The organism is Parasphingorhabdus litoris DSM 22379 (assembly GCF_020906275.1).
Lineage (GTDB): Bacteria > Pseudomonadota > Alphaproteobacteria > Sphingomonadales > Sphingomonadaceae > Parasphingorhabdus > Parasphingorhabdus litoris.
In genome coordinates this window covers 2,222,025-2,239,656 of record NZ_CP086727.1, presented here as the reverse complement: position 1 = coordinate 2,239,656, position 17,632 = coordinate 2,222,025, and the positions used below count along the sequence as shown (strand labels likewise).

The window sequence follows — 17,632 nt, the reverse complement described above, 5'->3', positions numbered from 1 at the left end:
CTTTTCTCCTAGATGTCAGTCTTTAGCATTAGTGTCTGATTTGTCTTCTGTTTTTCTGTCTGGTTCCAGATCGGGGGGTGGATCGAAAGTTTTGGCTGCGCCCAGTTGGGGAAAAAGCCGCGACCATATTCCAGTAACCATTATAGCACCGGTACCGCCTGCGACAATGGCCGCCACAGGGCCAAATAGTACGGCCAATCCGCCCGACAAGGCATCGCCCAATTCGTTGGAGGCACTGATCGTCATCTGACTAACGGCATTGACACGGCCGCGCCGGTCATCGGGCGTATGGAGCTGGATAAGCGAGCTGCGCACATAGACCCCGAACATATCGGCGGCGCCGCACAAGGCGAGGCAAGCCATGGACAGCGGCAGGGACGTGCTCAGCCCAAAACCGATTGTCCCGACGCCAAAAACGGCCATGGCAATCAGCATCATATTACCGACATTGCGCGACAACGGGGCAAAGGAAAATATGCCAGCGACAATGACGGCTCCGACCGCCGGAGATGCGGCCAGCAACGAAAGCCCGATCTCGCCTGCGCCTAATATGTCCTTTGCAAAGACCGGTATCATCGCGGTTGCCCCGGCCAGGAACATGACGAGCAGGTCAAGCGTGATCGCCCCAAGCACGAGTTTGTTGGTCCAGACATAGGACATGCCATCCATCACTTGACGCAAGGGGCCTTTGGTCCGGTCAATCGCGCTGCGGGTGACCGGGCCGATCATGAAAATCGACAACATCGCCAGCGCATAAAGAGCGGCACAGACAAAATAGGGCAGGGATGGTGCGATTTTGTAAAGCGGTCCGGCCATGCCAGGCCCGGCAATGACGCCGACCTGCCAGGCTATAGTCGAGAGCGCGATAGCCCGTGGCAGCGACTCTTTCGGCACCAGATTGGGGGCCAGAGCCGTGACGGCGGGTCCCAGAAACGCGCGGCAAATGCCGAGCAGGACCGAAATAATATAGATGGCCCATAATGATATCTCGCCGGTGACGGTTAGCAGACCGAGTACCAGAGCAATGGCCGCTTGCGCGCCGAGAACAATGCGGGCGATCCACCGGCGATCCATATGGTCCGCCACCCATCCGACGAGCGGTGTCAAAATGAATAATGGTACGAATTGCAATAGCCCAAGCAGTCCCAAAATGCCGGCTGAAGCACCAACGCCCATATCTTCGCGGGCGAGATTATACGCCTGCCAACCAAGAATCAGCATCATCGCATAGAGCGCGAACATCGACGACAACCGCGAGAACCAGAGGTAGCGGTAATTGGCTATCGTAAAAGGATGGGGTGCGCTCTGTTCGATGATTTTGATTTTCTATGGCGATCAATGATGAAATTATATGTAGGCAAGACTTCCTTGGCTGGACAGCAAAAATTTCTTTGTTCGCCGAAGGATATTGTGATGTTGGCTTGGTTTATTAACGGTCATCAAACAGGTTGCTGAAGCGCTTTGCCCGCGCTTAGAAATTATACAAATGATACGCAAAACGGTGGTCAAATTCTGTTGAACCGTTTTCTGTCGTCGATCAGTCGTTTCATTTGCTGCGTGCTTTGAGTAAGGCGAAAAGCAGCCGATTGTCATAGCGCCGAACCTCACCGCGCATCACGCCGCCATAGAAATAGGGCACGATATAGCCTTCAATCGCCCGGGTGATGGCATGTTCATTAGCATTGTCATGACCCATTTCCAGCGCCATGTCCCAGGCTGTGGCAAAGCTATCTGCTCCTTTGCGTCCGCGCAGTTTATAGGCGGAATCTCGGCTCATGCCGACCGCTTTTGCGGCCGCTGAAACCACACCGATGCGCGATAGCTGATAGATAAATTGGCGCTGGCGATCCGGCGTCCAGCCGCCAAAGCGCTTCACGGCAAAAGGAACAGGAGTGAAGAAGAGCGGATCGTCTTCACGGGTGAGGGGCGCTTTGCGCGCGGGGGATGTATGGGGCATCACAGTAATATGGCATGATGGTCTGATTGTAGGAAAGAACAAAAATGGAACATCATCGCTTCCGTGCTGGTTTAACCTTATCCTTCAACATTTCACATCCCGGCGTCTCCCAGCGGTACAGGTCGAATTGAGCATTCGCCGGGATCCCGGATTCTTGGTAAAGATCGCCTTAAGAAATGCAGAGGTTTGAAACATGGCACAGCAGATTTTGATGCGGATTAGCGGGGGCATATTAGTTGCCACGGGCTTTGCTATTTTGGGATTGATTGTCCTGGCGCTGATCCGTGCTTTTGCGGGTGATCCAGCGCCTGCTGTTTCGGCGCAAGTGGCAGACGAGCAACCAATGCCTGTTGCGCTGGTGGCGGAACCGAAGGTTGTTGAGCCGGAAGCTGTGGAACCCGCATCGACTTCTCCGCTCCTTTCGGATTCGCCGTTCGTCGTCAAACGCATATTGCAAATTGATGAGCCGTTTGTGCATGGCTATTATAAATGGGATGATGAAGGCGTGCCGGATGGTGAGATTGTCATCACCGTGGATTTGAAAGCGGAATCCATTTCCGTTTTCCGGGACGGTTATGAAATTGGCGCGGCCGTGATTAAATTTGGGGATGCGCTGAAACCAACGCCAACCGGCGTGTTTCCGATCACGCAGAAGAGCAAGGATCATGTCTCCAACATCTATCACGTGCCCATGCCCTATATGTTGCGACTGACCAATGATGGCATCGCGATTCACGCGGCTGAGGTGAAATGGGGCTATGGGACGCGCGGCTGTATCGGTGTTCCCGAGGAATTTGCTCGGCGCCTGTTCGAAGAAGTCGAGCTTGGTGATCAGGTGATTGTTACCAATGGCAAAATGCTGGATCTTGGCGAACAGATCGTCGCCGGATGAGAGCGATCATGCTCTGGCCATCACGCGCTGCTTTGGTTGCTGCACATGCTCTCTGACAAGATGATCGGCAAGCCGCAGGCTGAGCGCCATGATGCCCAGCGTCGGATTGGCCCAACCTGATGTTGCAAAAACGGAGCTGCCGGCGACATAGAGGTTGTGAACACCATGAACCCGGCAATCTGCGTCGACAACGCCCGTTTTTGATGATCCCGACATACGGGTTGTACCCATATGATGATAGCCGCCTTTGGCATGGGCCGAGATAAGCGGGTCTGTTGTCCAAACTGTGGCTGCATCGTCCAGCCATGGCGCTGGATCGAACCGGCCGATACCGATTTGTTCAAGTTGGGAAGCAAATTCCTGCATCATGACTTTGATGCTATGTTTGTCGAGTTCGGAAAAGCGCCAGTCCAGTTCCGCGAGCGGCATGCCAAGCGCGTCGGTCTTGTTGGCGAGCTTCACGCGACTGTCGGGATTAGGTGCCTGTTCTGCCCGGATGATTGCGGCCAAATCCCAACCGGCGGCGATAAGAGTTCGAGGACGCAGAGGACCGGCCATTTCATTAAACCGCGTCATCCCCTTTTTAACATTTAGCCAGAGCGACCGGTTCGCCTTTGTCGGTGAAAGCTTATGTTTCAGGCCATTATAGGCTTTGACCGGCGCAACCATATTGGCCTGTGGTGCCTGGCGCGCGGCCAGTGAAAAAGCGCTGTTCAAAATGCCTTCACGCGCTTGCATGGCGGCGGACGATCGGATGAGCGGGGCGTGCATATGGCCATCATGATCGCGCATACGGCCATGAAGCATTTTAAGTAGCCGCCAGAATCGGCCACTGACTACGCGCCCACCACGCGCGTGAGGATGCTCCATAAAATAGCGGCCAACCTGATCATGGCCATTGCCGATGTTCGAGGCGAGCAACAGCCGGGCATTGTCGATTCCGCCCGCTGCCAGAATATAATATTTAGCTTTGATGCTGGCATTGCAGCCCGATATGTCACTAACGGACAGGTTTTCGATAGTGTCGCTGTCCTGTTCTTTGTTGATCGCGGTCACTGTCGCGTGAAGCAAGATACGAACGCGATCGCTTTCCACCAGATCATTGCACTTGCGCAGCGTAAATCGCTCGGTTTGCGGTGTGAATTGCCAGAAATCCGTTGTCAGACTGTCATTGGCAAAATCCGGCATGGTGCGGCCGACTTGTCGCCAGATCGTCGCGGAAGAGGTTCGTTGCGGTAAACCAAGCAAGGTGCGGGCATGGTCATAATAGGGCAGCAAATCTCGGTAAGAAATCGGCCAGCCGCTATGCGGTACCCAGTCCCGCCGTTCCAGGTCTATCGGATGAAACTCGGCGCAACGCCCGCCCCAGATTGCGGTGGTGCCGCCGAAAAAACGCAACCGGGAATCAACCAGTGGATAATAGTCATGACCCGTTGACGGGCCATCTGCGAGTGCCTGAACATCCGCTTCAAAGTCGATGCCGCCGCTTTCAAGCAACAATATCCGTAGTCCGGAATCAGAGAGTTGCCGCGCCAATGTGATGCCTGCCGCGCCTGCTCCTACGATGCAAATATCCGTTTCAAACCGTGTAAGAGGGTCGGATTCCCTCAGGTCAATAAGCACTAGCCTGCCTCAAAAACTAGACCCGCGCATTCCGCACGGGAGACGACCCTACCGACAAGAATATATCATTTGCGTTGTTTGTGGCACAGTAGCCAAATGCATTTGGCCGAAACTGTTAAAAGGCAGCCTTTATCCGATCGACATCTTCCGATGGCACCATCAGATAATCGGCCAGGGCCAGGTCACCATGAATTCCGATTTCATCAATCTGTTCCACGGTTGATAAGCTTTCATCTGCGTGGCGTTTGACGCGGAACATCACGTAGTTCGCTTTTGCCAAGCGATCTTCGATGATCTTTTGTTGCGTGAGGCGGGCTTTATTTTCAGCATTATAGGCTGGCAAAATCTCGACGAGTATATAGGGGCGGGGGCCGTCTAGCAGGGACTGGATTCCCTGAATGACAAAGGCTTCACCACCCTCTACATCGATTTTTACAATGGCAATATCATCCGGAATCAATTGCTCGGGAAGGTCATCAAGACCGACAACCACAACAGATTTGGTTGCAATCGCACCGTCCCGAAATCCCTCGACCAAGCTGGCAGATGGATCCGTGTCTTCATCACGGTAGATTTGCAGCTGCAGGACATCGGTTTCCACACCCAATCCGGCGGGAACGATCGTGTAAGGCAGATGATTGGCGGTGATCAGTGCCTGCGCATAATCGGCACATGCGGGATTGGGTTCAAAGCCGACATAGCGGCGTTCCGGATCAACCGCAGCCACTTTCAGCATAGTCTGGCCCAGATTGACCCCCACATCGATAAAGGCGCCTTGTTTCAGTTTGAACAAACGCGCGATCATTTCGGCCATCCAAGGTTCGGAAATATAAGTTTTCCGGCCATTGATGATCGGTATGACGAACCGCCGCCCAAAAGCCATTTCTGTATAGCTGCGATTGAACAGCCCCAGGCGTTTGAGGATGAAATGGGCGGCGCGATTGTGAAGAGCGGGCATAGCCCTCCCTTCCTTGTTTTCATACAAAGATCAAGCGGTTCGCTCAGGCAATTTCAACAAAGCTGTCGAGTACCCGTTTCTGGCCGCTTTTTTCAAACTCGATTTCGAGTTTATTACCCTCTTTTTCCATCACTTCGCCATAGCCGAATTTGGTGTGGAAGACGCGCATGCCGACGGTGACATCATCCCGGCCTTTATTGCCGAGCGATACCGCACTGCGCCGGGCTTCTTTGATATTCTGAGGCGTGCTGTTGAAACTGCCGGTATTGCGGGCGCGTTTCCATCCGGGGCCTCTGGTAGAGCCGCGCGCGGCATCGGCAAAAGGATCAGAGCGTTCTGACCAGTTGGCACGCCACAGGCTTTCGCCTCCCATCATGCTGGATTCTTCCTCAATATGCTCTGGCGGTAATTCACCGATAAAGCGCGAGGGGATGGAACTGGTCCATTGTCCGTAAATCCGCCGGTTGGCCGCGTGAAAGATTGTGCATTTTTTCTTCGCCCGAGTGATCGCGACATAGGCGAGACGGCGTTCCTCCTCCAAGCTGGCTATCCCGCCCTCATCAAGGCTTCGCTGGGACGGAAACACGCCTTCCTCCCATCCGGCACAAAAAACATGGTCATATTCGAGACCCTTGGCCCCGTGCATCGTCATGATCGTGACCTTGGTCTCGTCATCAGATGCATCATTGTCCATGACCAGAGAGACGTGCTCGAGAAAATCGCCCAGCGTTTCATATTCCTCCATTGCGCGAGTCAGCTCGGTCAGGTTTTCCAGCCGCCCGGCGGCTTCAGGCGTGCGATCGGCTTGCAACATGGTGGTATAACCACATTCATCGAGCACCAACCGGGCCAGTTCCGCATGGGGCAGCTCATCGGCATTTGTCCGCCAGCGAGCAAAGTTGCGCATCAAATCCTGCAATGTGTTACGCGCCCGAGCCGGCAATTCATCGGTATCGCATATACTCAGCGCCGCTGCAGCCAAGGGAATTCCTTGCGCCCGCGCGAGCTTATGGACTTTTTCCACAGTTTTATCCCCAAGGCCGCGCTTGGGCACATTGACGATCCGTTCAAAGGCGAGATCATCCGCAGGCTGCGCAATGACCCGCAGATAGGCGAGGGCATCGCGAATTTCCGCCCGCTCGTAGAAACGAAAGCCGCCGATTATCTTGTACGGCATACCGATAGAGATAAAACGGTCCTCAAACTCGCGCGTCTGAAATTGCGCGCGGACAAGGATCGCCATGTCATTCAGGGAAACACCTTTGCTTTGCAGGCTTTCCACCTCTTCGCCGGTGCGCCGGGCTTCTTCCGGTCCATCCCAGACACCAGTGACTTGCACTTTTTCGCCATCCTGTTCCTCGGTCCACAGTGTTTTGCCGAGACGGCCACTATTATTGGCTATCAGCGCGGATGCAGCGGCCAATATATGGGGTGTGGAGCGATAATTCTGCTCCAACTTGACGACCTTCGCATCGGGAAAATCCTTCTCAAAGCGCAGGATATTGGCAACTTCCGCACCGCGCCAGCTATAGATGGACTGATCATCATCACCGACGCAGCAGATATTTTTGCGTTCCTGTGCGAGCAGCCGCAGCCAGAGATATTGGCTGCTATTCGTGTCCTGATACTCGTCGACGAGGATATATTTGAAACGATCCTGATAGAGTTTCAATATTTCCCGATCTGTCTTGAGCAGATTTAGGATATGCAGCAACAAATCCCCAAAATCGCAGGCATTGAGGGCTTTTAGCCGTGCCTGATAGGCGGCGTAAAATTCCTGGCCACGGCCATTGGCATAGCGTTCATTTTCATTTGCATCGAGATCATCGGGATTGAGTCCGCGATTTTTCCATTGATCAATCAAGCCGGCAAGGGCGCGGGCTGGCCAGCGTTTCTCGTCCAGTTCCTCTGCCTGAATGAGCTGTTTCAGCAGCCGCAATTGGTCGTCCGTATCGAGAATGGTGAAATTGCTTTGTAGTCCGACCAATTCCGCGTGGCGGCGCAGCATTTTCGCCCCAATGCTATGAAAGGTTCCCAGCCAAGGCATGCCTTCGACAGCATCACCGACAATTGTCCCGATCCGCTCTTTCATCTCGCGTGCGGCTTTATTGGTGAACGTCACAGCCAGGATCTCGGACGGCCAGGCCTTACGCGTGTAAATGAGATGCGCCAAACGCCGCGTTAGAGCAGCGGTTTTGCCGGTACCAGCACCCGCCAGAACCAGGACCGGTCCTTCCGTTGTCAGCACGGCATCGCGCTGAGGCTCGTTCAGGCCCCGGACATAGGGTGGATCGCTTTCGGCGGGCATGTTCACAGCATTGGTCACAGGTGAACAGTTAGGGAACATCGAAAGCGGCGGCAAGGCCAATATCAATTTTGACATGACCCAAGGGGCAGGTTGTAACTAATGCTGCGGTGCACCATATGCGCTTCAAGTCGAAATTCTTCCCCGGTTAGGAACCAAAATGAGTAAAAGACTGATGTTCAGCGCGATCTTGGCGACTGCTTTAATGGCGACGACGACATTTTATGCGCAATCGCAAATCGATCAGAATAAAACCGCTGCTGCCTATGAGACGGCCAATAGCTGAATAATTTATCCGGTAGGGCGCAGGATATGAAGTCTCGCTTTGCCGCTGTCTCGCTGGCTTTCCAGTTCGAAACCCTTCACAGTGATTTCTTCCTTGCGGGACGTTTCTATGGCAATCCAGCAAGAAGGCGCAAACCAACCTTGGCGACCTAATTTGTCGAGCGCCACGGCGCCCGCTCCGGTATCATAAGGTGGATCCATCAAGATCAAATCATAGGTTTTGCGCGCGGGTCCAAGCGCAAGCGCCGATCCAATGCGGACATCCGCTTTGGCGCCCAAGGTATCGATATTTTTCTCCAATGCCTTAAGAGCGTCCCGGTCTTGCTCGACAAAAGTGCAATGCGCCGCGCCGCGTGACAAAGCCTCTAGCCCAAGCGCACCAGACCCGGAAAACAGATCCAGCACTTGCAGGTCGGCAAAATCGCCCAAACGGCTGGTCAGCATGGAAAATAACCGTTCACGCGTACGGTCGGCAGTGGGACGGGTGGTGTCACCTTTGGGCGCGACAAGTTTTCGCGCGCGCCAATCGCCTGCAATGATCCGCATTACTTAAGCGTCCGTCGAAACTTGACCAGATCATGGCGGCGCACCGCTTCGATTTCGCCCTTGGCCAGATTGCCCAGCAAGAAGGGCCCATAGCGTGTGCGGATCAGGCGGGAGACTTTCAGGCCAAGATGTTCGAGCACGCGCCGGACTTCGCGGTTTTTACCTTCGGTCAGCGTCATTTCAATCCACTGGTTGCGGCCGGTGCGCCGCTCCAGATTGGCTTCAATCGGACCATAATGCATGCCTTCGATAGTGATACCGCGATACAGTTCTTCAAGCTGGTTCTGCGTGATATCGCCAAAAGTTCGTGCGCGATAGGTGCGCTCGACGCCGGTTTTGGGCAGTTCCATCTCACGCTTAAACTCGCCATCGGTGGTCATTAACAACAGACCTTCGGTATTCAGATCGAGTCGGCCAATCGGCATGACCCGCTCCAAATCGTCGGGCAGCACGTCATAAATGGTTTTCTTGCCCGAGGCATCACGTTCGGCGGTGATATAGCCATTGGGTTTATGGAAACGGAACAGCTTGGCTGGCGCGGGTTCCGCGACAGGATTGCCGTCGACGGTAATCCCGGTAAGATTTTTGAGCAGTAGGGAAGGGTGCTCCACGGTTACACCGTTGAGGGCAATCCGCTCTTCACCAATCATGCGTTCGATTTCCCGGCGCGATGCGACACCGGCACGGGCCAGCAATTTGGCTATGCGCTGTCCTTCGCGCACGGGCGCTTCGGTCGGCTTGGCCTTTGCCGGTTGCTGCTTTGCACCGCGCGTCGGTTTGGCCTTATAGATTTTGCCAGAATCGCTCTTGGTTTCTTTATCGGTCATGTTTTTGCGCATGGCGGAAAAAAAACTTTGTCGCAATCTGTAACCTGCGGGATGGTGCCCGCGAATGACAGGATAGTTACTTGTTTGGAAGGTCTCTCGATGCGTAAATTAATATTGCCAGCAATGATTGCAGGAGCTGCATTTGCAGGCTTCATGGGTGCCCAAATCGCCCAGTCATCGAGCGAAGCCTCCGCACAGGCAACGACACCCGCGAAAACACTTGGCGACGAAACGGTTTCCCCTACCCCGGTCGTCGTCGAACTGTTCACCAGTCAGGGATGTTCATCCTGCCCCCCTGCAGACATGCTGGCATCCCGGCTAGCAAAAGATGACTCCCTGCTGGTGATTTCGCGGCCTGTTACCTATTGGGATCGGCTCGGTTGGAAAGATACGCTGGCGCGGGAAGAGAATACACGGCTGCAGCGCACCTATGCCAGCAAAGGCAAGGCCGGATCGGGCGTCTATACACCGCAAGTCATTATAAATGGCGGCGGCGGAGCGGTCGGTTCGCGTGAAGGCGATATCCGGTCGCTGGTCCGGTTGGCGAAGAGCGATACTGGTCCTGTGATCGAAGCCAATCGCGATGAAAACGGCGAAGTTACGGTGACCGTCAAGGGTCAATCCCGCTATATGGCCGGCGTTTCACTGCTGGCGCTAAGCTCCTCTGAAACCGTGCAAGTCGGCCGCGGCGAAAATGGCGGGCGCAAGCTGCATTATACCAATGTCGTGAAAAGCGAACGCAATCTTGGCAGCTGGGACGGCACATCCATGCGGGTCAAACTGTCGGACGCGGACCTGAATGTGGCCGGTGCTGACAAATATGCGATAATCGTTCAACGCCCCGGTGCAGGAACGATTGTCGGCGCCAAACTGCTCGATATTTAAGCTATCTGTAAAAATCTGACTGGTATTCAAAGCATTTGCCGCTAGTGTTTCCCTCAGTTCGAGGGAGAGTATGGCGTGAGTGGACAAATAGCAGACATCGGATGGCGCAAAAATTTACCGGCCGGTGTCCGCCCTTATAGCGAAGCGGCTCCCTTATCGGCCTTTTTCCTGGGCATTTCGTCAGCACTGCCGCTGACGATGATCGCTGCAACCCTCACAACGCGATTGGCGCAGGCGGGGATCGAGAAATCCACGGTTACGGCCTTCGCGCTTACGTTCCTTGCCTATAATTTCAAATGGCTCTGGGCTCCAATTATCGATGTTGTGAAACTTCCGATAATCGGCCGCATGGGCCAGCGTTTATCCTGGCTGATCCTGACAGCCGCTATGGCAATGGCCGCGATTATCTATCTTGGATCACTGGATCCCTCCGCGGACATAATTGCGGTCGCCGTGGCCGCGACCATGGTTGGCGTTGCAGGTGCAACCTTTGACGTCGTGATTGATGCCTATCGCATCGAATTGTTGGAGCCCGAACAATTGGGTGTCGGCTCCGGTATGTCTCAATATGGCTGGCGCATTGGCGCGGCTACGGCAGGTGCGGTTGCGCTTGTCATTGCAGCGCGCAGCAACTGGTCAATCGCATATTATGTCTGTTCGCTATTCGCGCTGTTTGCTGTGTTTGTCGGGCTGATCATGCGTGAACCTGCTCGGCGTCAAGAACCACAGCCGCTCAAAGGACCGATCCAGGCGGCGATTGCATATGTCAGTCCGCTGGTAGAATTTTTCAAACGCTCCGGCGCGCCAGTGGTTTTGCTGTTCGTACTGGTCCACAAAATCGGCGACACATTGGCCAATTTGACGTTCCGGCTATTGTTTGAAGACCTCGGTTTCACCAATGACGAGATTGCCTTTTATGATGTCAGTCTTGGTTTCATCGCCTTTCTAATCGGTATATTCGTCGGCGGCATCGTCTATTCCCGGCTGGGTATGAAAAAGGCGGTTATGCTGAGTCTCATCTTAATGGCCGTCAGCAATCTCTCGTTCGCAGGGCTGGCAGCAAGCGGGCATAATAACTGGGCTATGGCCGCTGCCATAGGTTTCGAGAATTTTGCCAGCGGCATCGGCGGTGTCGCCGTGGTTGCGTATCTCTCGGCCCTTTGCAATTTGAGTTTCACAGCTACCCAATTCGCTCTGCTCTCAGCTGCAGCCAGCATATTGGGGCGTTTCCTGACGGGAACAACAGCCGGTTCGCTGATAGAGTGGATGGGTTATGTTAACTTCTACCTGCTAACCACACTAGCAGCATTCCCTGGTGTCATTATCTTTTGGCTAATGATCAGATCGGGATTGGTGGATCGATCTTTGGGTACTGCGGGTACCGAACATGCGGTGGAAGACGAATAAGCTCAGAAAGAAACCATCATGCCGTTTTTTGCGCTTAGCATTTTGCTTCAGATTCTATGCGTTGTGCATTTGATCAGAAATAATGGAAACAAGCTTTGGCTGACGGCCATTATCTTCTTGCCGTTAGCAGGCAGCGCCGCCTATTTTCTGTTCGAAATATTACCGGGACTGCAAGGTAACCGGCATATGCGCTACGCCAAGAAGAAGGCGGTTGAGAAAATTGATCCCGAACGGCGGATCCGGCAGGCTAAAGAAAATATAAAGCTTACCGATAGTCTTGCGAACTGGGTAGAGCTTGCCGATGCGTTGGCGGCAAATGGCCGTCATGATGAAGCAGCTTTGCAATATGGCGAGATCGTAGTTGAACCGCACGGCAATAGCGATGGCATCATGTTCAAATATGCCCGTTCTCTTTTCGAAACAGGCGACGCGGCGAGAGCATGGGACATCATGGAGCCACTGGAACCAGCCTCGGTTAACAGCGAAAATAATCAGCGGCAGCTTTTGAAAGCAAGAATATTATCCGAGTTGGATCGTGATAACGAGGCGCGCGACATCCATGCTAATATCGTCGACAAGATTGCCGGGATTGAGGCGAGAGGGCATTATGCGGCGTTGCTGCTCAAGATGGGCGAAAAAATATTAGCGAAAGAGCAGTTGGAAGAAATCATTGAGGCCGGCAAAAGGATGTCGCGGGCTCAATTGGATGAGGATCGGCCGATCTACGAATGGGCTGCCAGCAATCTCAAGCAATTATAGACTGTCACTCCGGCAATTGCCGATTAGCTTCCAGAACCGTACCAGCCAGATAGAGAGACCCGGCAATCAGTACCGTTTCAGGCGTTTGCGTGGCTACGACCTTCAATGCTTCTGATGCATTTGGCGCCTCTGAAACTGGCGCCGCAACGCCCACAAAATCAGCCAGTCCATGCGCCTCGTGACCCTCAACAGGCACAACGGTGATGCTGGCGATTTTTGGCTGAAGCGGTTCGACAATCGCGGCAGGGTCTTTGTTGGTGAGCATACCAATGACCAGATGGATGGAACCATCCGTATAGCTGTCGAAATGGGCCGCCAACGCTTTGCCTGCGTTTACATTATGCCCGCCATCGAGCCATATTTCGGTATCCTCTGGCAGAATATCTCGCAGCGGACCGCGTGACAGCTTTTGCAAGCGCGCAGGCCATTTGGCCCAGCCCATTGCCGCGCGAAAGGCGGCTTCGGAAATCTCGATTTTATCCTGATGACGCAGCATGGCGATCGCAAGGGCTGCGTTATCCGCCTGATGCGCGCCGGGCAGGGCAGGCAGGGGCAGCGTCAATTTGCCCTGATCATCTCGGTAATGGAGCTGGTCTTCGTAAATGGCGGCATCCCAATTCTCGCCGCGCGGCAAATAACGAGCCTGTGTCGCGGCGGCATGTTCCGCAATCACTTCAGCCATATCATCGCGATATCTTTGCGTGAGCAGGGGAACGTCGGATTTGGCAATGCCCGCCTTTTCCCAGGCGATACGCACCATCGGATCGGCGGGCGTACCGTCTTCCGGAGAGAGCAGAAAGGCTTCATGGTCGATGCCAAGCGCGGCCATACCGGTTGCAGCAGGCGCCGGCACAATATTGGTCGCGTCCAACCGGCCGCCCAGACCGACTTCCAAAATACAAGCATCAGCCGGCGTTTCGGCAAACGCGAACATGGCCGCCGCCGTGGTCGCCTCGAAAAAGCTGGGATTAATATCCTCGCTGGCGTCGAGGACACGCGCCAACAATGCCGCAAGATATTCGTCCTCAATCAATGCTCCGGCAAGCCTGATCCGCTCGTTGAAACGCACAAGATGCGGACTGGAATAAACATGCGCTTTCAGGCCTTCCGCCTCTATCGCCGCGCGCAAGAAGGCACAGGTGGACCCTTTGCCATTGGTTCCGGCGACATGAAAAACCGGCGGCAGGTTCAGATACGGATTGCCCACGCGTTCCAAAACCGCGCTGATCCGCTCCAGCCCCAGCACATCGCGTCCGGGTGACAATAGCGAGAGCCGGTCGAGTTGTTTCTGAACCGCCGGATGGTCGGATCGTGCGCCGTCTGCCATGCCTAAAAGCCCCTCCCTTTTAAGGGAGGGGTTGGGGTGGGTCGCGAGCAAAGCGAGCGCATGGCGCTGCCCCACCCCCGGCCCCTCCCCTGAAGGGGAGGGGTGAAGGTACTCAAGCCGCTGTTTTCCAGGCCATGAGATAGCTCATCACGCGGGCCAGTTCTGCGCGCAGTTCCTTGCGGTGAACCACCATGTCGACCATGCCATGTTCCAGCAAATATTCCGCTGTCTGAAAACCCTCGGGCAGTTTTTCGCGGATGGTATTCTCGATCACGCGCTGGCCTGCAAAACCGATCAAAGCGCCAGGTTCCGATATCTGGACATCGCCGAGCATCGCATAGCTAGCCGTCACGCCGCCAGTTGTCGGATCGGTGAGAACAACGATGAACGGCAGTCCCGCTTCCCGCAGCATGGATATCGCCACGGTGGTTTTGGGCATCTGCATCAGCGACAAAATGCCTTCCTGCATCCGCGCACCGCCAGCGGCAGTGAAGATGATATAGGGGCATTGGTCTTCTAGGGCCCGGTTGGCGCCGTCAACAAAGGCCTGACCTACTGCCAGACCCATGGAGCCACCCATGAACGCAAAATCCTGGACACCGACGACACAGGGAACATTTTCTATGGTCCCGGTTACGGTGATGAGCGCGTCCTGTTCTTCGGTTTTGGTGCGCGCTGCTTTCAGGCGGTCGGTATATTTTTTCTGATCTTTGAATTTCAGGGGATCTTCCGGGACGGCCGTAAACGGAATGATCTTCCAGCTATTCTCATCCATGATTTGCGCAAAACGGATCATCGGCCCGATGCGGCCATGATGCTCGCATTTCGGACAGATATGCATATTGTCCTCATATTCCTTGAGGAACACCATCGCTTCGCATTTTTTGCATTTGTGCCAGAGATTATCCGGTGATTCTTTTTTGGTGATCGAAGCGATCTTGTTACGGACATTGCTAAGCCAAGACATGCGTCAATTCCCCAGATTTTTAACGTGCGCTTCTGATAGCATCAGAAAGTGATTTTACATAGTCTTTGACATGCGGTGCAGCGTCAGCGCCATGTTCCGCGATAATCTCGACAATCGCCGAGCCAACCACAACGCCGTCGGCAACGCGGGCGATATCCGCGGCTTGTTCCGGTGTGCGCACCCCAAAGCCGACGGCGACGGGAAGGTCTGTCCCGGCTTTCAGGCGAGAGACCGCTTCCTCGATGCTGGCCTGTGCCGCCTGTTGCAGTCCGGTAATGCCGGCCACAGAAACATAATAGAGAAAGCCCGAGGCATTGTTCAGGATTTCTGGCAAGCGTTCGGCATCGGTCGTTGGTGTAGCGAGACGGATCACAGCGACATCCTTGGCGCGCAGCGCGTCGCCGAGGCTATCATCTTCCTCGACTGGAATATCGACGCAGATCACGCCATCAACGCCTGCGTTGACGCAAGCATCGGCGAACCAGTCGGCCCCGCGGATCGTCATCGGATTGGCATAGCCCATCAAAACAAGCGGCACCGTAGGATGGCGTTCCCGAAAAGCAGTCGCGATGTTCAATATGTCCGCGGTCTTTGTGCCCGCGCTGAGGCTGCGGATATTCGCGGCCTGAATGGCAGGGCCGTCGGCCATCGGATCGGTGAACGGCATGCCGAGTTCGATAATGTCGGCGCCGCCTTCGACGAGGGCGTCGAGGATGGCGCCCGTGTCCGCGGCGGTTGGATCACCGCCGGTTACGAAAGCGACGAGGGCAGCGCGGTCGGTAGGGAAGGCCGAGGAAAGGCGGGTCAAGAATCGATCTCCGTTCATGGCAATGATTTGCGATATCGACGTATCTCATGAACTAGCATGATTATTCCGACAGGAATTACGAGAATCCAATCGGTCTCGTTGACTACAAATCCGTTGCCACGAAAAAAACTGATTCCAGGTGACACGATGTATACGAGGCAACCTAGGATCGCGATGTAACGCATCAGGCGATAGACAAAGCTTGCGATCAAATCTCTGTCCCCAAAGCCTCGGCAACCGTGAAAATATCCTTGTCCCCACGCCCGCAGAGATTAGCGAGTATGATCTGATCCTTGTCCATCTTAACAGCTTCGCGCGCGACAGCAGCAATGGCATGGCTCGGCTCTAGCGCCGGGATAATCCCTTCGGTGCCGCAGAGCAGTTGGAACGCCTCTAGGGCTTCTGTGTCGGTCACGCTATCATAGCGCACACGGCCGGATTCTTTCAGCCAGCTATGTTCCGGACCAATGCCGGGATAGTCGAGGCCCGCGCTGATCGAATGGGCTTCGTCAATCTGCCCGTCTTCGTCCTGCAATAAATATGTTTTATTGCCGTGCAAGATCCCTGGCTTGCCGCCCGCCAGCGATGCAGCATGTTCTTTTTCCAAACCATGACCAGCCGCTTCAATGCCCAACATTTCAACGTCGGGATCATCGAGAAAAGGATGGAACAGGCCAATGGCATTGGACCCGCCGCCAATGGCTGCGACCAGCATATCGGGCAGTCGGCCGGTTCGCGCCAGCATCTGCTCGCGCGCTTCGCGGCCAATGACACTCTGGAAATCGCGCACCAGCTCCGGATAGGGATGGGGGCCAGCGGCAGTGCCGATAATGTAGAACGTGTCGTGCACATTGGCGACCCAGTCGCGCAATGCGTCATTCATTGCGTCTTTGAGCGTTGCCGAACCGCTGGTCACGGGCACGACTTCCGCGCCCAGCAGACGCATCCGGAAAATATTCGGCTTCTGCCGCTCAATATCGGTCGCGCCCATATAGATGACACAGGGCAGACCAAAGCGAGCGCAGACCGTAGCGGTGGCAACGCCATGCTGACCCGCGCCGGTTTCCGCGATGATCCGGGTCTTGCCCATGCGTTTGGCGAGCAATATCTGGCCAATGCAATTGTTGATCTTGTGTGCGCCGGTATGGTTCAGCTCATCGCGCTTGAACCAGATTTGCGCGCCTTTGCCTTCCGGCGCTTCTTTGCGGACGTGCTCGGTCAGCCGCTCGGCAAAATAAAGCGGGCTGGGACGACCGACATAATGTTCCAGCAGGTCATCAAATTCTTCCGCAAAAGCGGGATCGGCCTGTGCCGCGCGATAATGCTTCTCCAGATCGAGGATCAGCGGCATCAAAGTTTCGGCGACATAACGCCCGCCAAACTGACCAAAATGGCCGCGATCATCAGGTTGATTGCGGAAGCTGTTCGAGAGTTTATCGTGTTTCGTCATATGTGCGAACCGCTTGGCAAAAGGCAGCGATTCTGTCCACATCTTTGACGCCCGGCGCGGATTCAACGCCAGAGGAAACATCGACGAGCGGTGGGCTGGTGGATTCCATGGCGCTTACGACATTATCGGCATCCAAACCGCCAGCAAGGCCCCATGGAATCTTGTGGTCATGACCGTCGAGAACATTCCAATCGAAACTGGTGCCGGTACCGCCCGGCAGAGCTTTGGCAGGAGCGTCGAATAGCAACCGATCCGCAGCGCCTTCAAACCGGCTGCTCTTTGCCAGCGTTGCCTTGTCGCGCAGGCCAAGTGCTTTCCAGACTTCGGCATTGCTTTGGTCACGCACCAGTTTGAGCCATTCGGCTGTTTCACTTCCATGGAATTGGATCACATCAGGGCGAACCACACTGATCGCATGCCCGGTCAGTTTCGGATCTGCGTTGACCAGCAATAGCACCGTTTTCAGAGATTCTGGCGCCGATTCTCGAAGCTCTGCGGCACGTTCCAGTGAAACATGGCGCGGGCTTTTTTCGAAATGAACCAACCCGAAATAGTCAGCCCCGGCCTCTGCCGCCGCCGCGATGCTGGCTTCGTTGGACAAGCCACATATTTTGATTTCTGTTTTCATTGGATTGA

At 54.8% G+C, this 17,632-nt stretch carries 17 protein-coding genes; 5 read left to right on the top strand and 12 right to left on the bottom strand.

Going from position 1 to position 17,632, the window contains the following annotated elements:
* Positions 1-15: 15 nt before the first annotated feature.
* Positions 16-1,242, bottom strand: a complete 1,227-nt coding sequence (locus BS29_RS10745; RefSeq protein WP_229953652.1) for an MFS transporter — start codon at positions 1,240-1,242, stop codon at positions 16-18.
* A gap of 304 nt (positions 1,243-1,546) precedes the next feature.
* Positions 1,547-1,957, bottom strand: a complete 411-nt coding sequence (locus BS29_RS10740; RefSeq protein WP_229953651.1) for a hypothetical protein — start codon at positions 1,955-1,957, stop codon at positions 1,547-1,549.
* A gap of 193 nt (positions 1,958-2,150) precedes the next feature.
* Here BS29_RS10740 and BS29_RS10735 point away from each other — a divergent pair, with 193 nt between their 5' ends.
* Positions 2,151-2,849 carry a L,D-transpeptidase family protein gene (locus tag BS29_RS10735; RefSeq protein WP_229953650.1) on the top strand — a complete coding sequence of 233 codons (699 nt, stop codon included), beginning with the start codon at positions 2,151-2,153 and terminating at the stop codon, positions 2,847-2,849.
* Positions 2,850-2,855: 6 nt separating this feature from the next.
* On the opposite strand, the gene BS29_RS10730 is transcribed toward BS29_RS10735, so the two are convergent.
* From BS29_RS10730 to BS29_RS10720, 3 genes are all read right to left on the bottom strand, one after another.
* Positions 2,856-4,472 carry an FAD-dependent oxidoreductase gene (locus tag BS29_RS10730; protein WP_229953649.1) on the bottom strand — a complete coding sequence of 539 codons (1,617 nt, stop codon included), beginning with the start codon at positions 4,470-4,472 and terminating at the stop codon, positions 2,856-2,858.
* A gap of 115 nt (positions 4,473-4,587) precedes the next feature.
* A complete protein-coding gene (locus BS29_RS10725) occupies positions 4,588-5,430 on the bottom strand; it encodes an FkbM family methyltransferase (protein ID WP_229953648.1) in 843 nt (280 codons plus the stop codon).
* Positions 5,431-5,473: 43 nt separating this feature from the next.
* The gene (locus BS29_RS10720; protein WP_407673784.1) at positions 5,474-7,738 is read right to left on the bottom strand and encodes an ATP-dependent helicase; all 2,265 of its coding nucleotides are present in this window, start codon (positions 7,736-7,738) and stop codon (positions 5,474-5,476) included.
* 157 nt (positions 7,739-7,895) lie between these two features.
* Here BS29_RS10720 and BS29_RS17470 point away from each other — a divergent pair, with 157 nt between their 5' ends.
* Positions 7,896-8,021, top strand: a complete 126-nt coding sequence (locus BS29_RS17470; RefSeq protein WP_268255389.1) for a hypothetical protein — start codon at positions 7,896-7,898, stop codon at positions 8,019-8,021.
* A 5-nt stretch (positions 8,022-8,026) separates the two neighbouring features.
* On the opposite strand, the gene rsmD is transcribed toward BS29_RS17470, so the two are convergent.
* Positions 8,027-8,566, bottom strand: coding sequence for a 16S rRNA (guanine(966)-N(2))-methyltransferase RsmD (gene rsmD / locus BS29_RS10715; protein ID WP_229953647.1), 540 nt, complete (start codon positions 8,564-8,566; stop codon positions 8,027-8,029).
* Positions 8,566-9,393, bottom strand: coding sequence for a pseudouridine synthase (locus BS29_RS10710; protein ID WP_229953646.1), 828 nt, complete (start codon positions 9,391-9,393; stop codon positions 8,566-8,568). Before BS29_RS10710 ends, rsmD begins: the two co-directional genes overlap by 1 nt.
* Before the next feature lie 99 nt (positions 9,394-9,492).
* Between BS29_RS10710 and BS29_RS10705 the strand changes: the two genes are divergently transcribed.
* From BS29_RS10705 to BS29_RS10695, 3 genes are all read left to right on the top strand, one after another.
* Entirely contained in the window at positions 9,493-10,278 is a 786-nt protein-coding gene (locus tag BS29_RS10705; RefSeq protein ID WP_229953645.1) for a DUF1223 domain-containing protein, read from the top strand.
* A 75-nt stretch (positions 10,279-10,353) separates the two neighbouring features.
* On the top strand, positions 10,354-11,685 hold the full coding sequence (locus tag BS29_RS10700; RefSeq protein WP_229953644.1) for an AmpG family muropeptide MFS transporter: 1,332 nt from the start codon (positions 10,354-10,356) through the stop codon (positions 11,683-11,685).
* A 63-nt stretch (positions 11,686-11,748) separates the two neighbouring features.
* Positions 11,749-12,444, top strand: a complete 696-nt coding sequence (locus BS29_RS10695) for a hypothetical protein (RefSeq protein ID WP_229953643.1) — start codon at positions 11,749-11,751, stop codon at positions 12,442-12,444.
* 4 nt (positions 12,445-12,448) lie between these two features.
* Here the strand turns inward: BS29_RS10695 and BS29_RS10690 are convergent, their stop codons facing one another.
* The 5 genes from BS29_RS10690 to BS29_RS10670 form a co-directional block, all read right to left on the bottom strand.
* Positions 12,449-13,771 carry a bifunctional folylpolyglutamate synthase/dihydrofolate synthase gene (locus BS29_RS10690; protein ID WP_229953642.1) on the bottom strand — a complete coding sequence of 441 codons (1,323 nt, stop codon included), beginning with the start codon at positions 13,769-13,771 and terminating at the stop codon, positions 12,449-12,451.
* A gap of 112 nt (positions 13,772-13,883) precedes the next feature.
* Positions 13,884-14,738 carry an acetyl-CoA carboxylase, carboxyltransferase subunit beta gene (gene accD, locus BS29_RS10685; RefSeq protein ID WP_229953641.1) on the bottom strand — a complete coding sequence of 285 codons (855 nt, stop codon included), beginning with the start codon at positions 14,736-14,738 and terminating at the stop codon, positions 13,884-13,886.
* A gap of 19 nt (positions 14,739-14,757) precedes the next feature.
* Positions 14,758-15,546: a tryptophan synthase subunit alpha gene (gene trpA, locus BS29_RS10680; RefSeq protein WP_229953640.1), complete on the bottom strand. Its 789-nt coding sequence runs from the start codon at positions 15,544-15,546 to the stop codon at positions 14,758-14,760.
* A gap of 208 nt (positions 15,547-15,754) precedes the next feature.
* On the bottom strand, positions 15,755-16,996 hold the full coding sequence (trpB, locus tag BS29_RS10675) for a tryptophan synthase subunit beta (RefSeq protein WP_229953639.1): 1,242 nt from the start codon (positions 16,994-16,996) through the stop codon (positions 15,755-15,757).
* Positions 16,980-17,624, bottom strand: coding sequence for a phosphoribosylanthranilate isomerase (locus tag BS29_RS10670; protein WP_229953638.1), 645 nt, complete (start codon positions 17,622-17,624; stop codon positions 16,980-16,982). The genes trpB and BS29_RS10670 overlap by 17 nt, the downstream gene beginning before the upstream one ends.
* Positions 17,625-17,632: the final 8 nt, after the last annotated feature.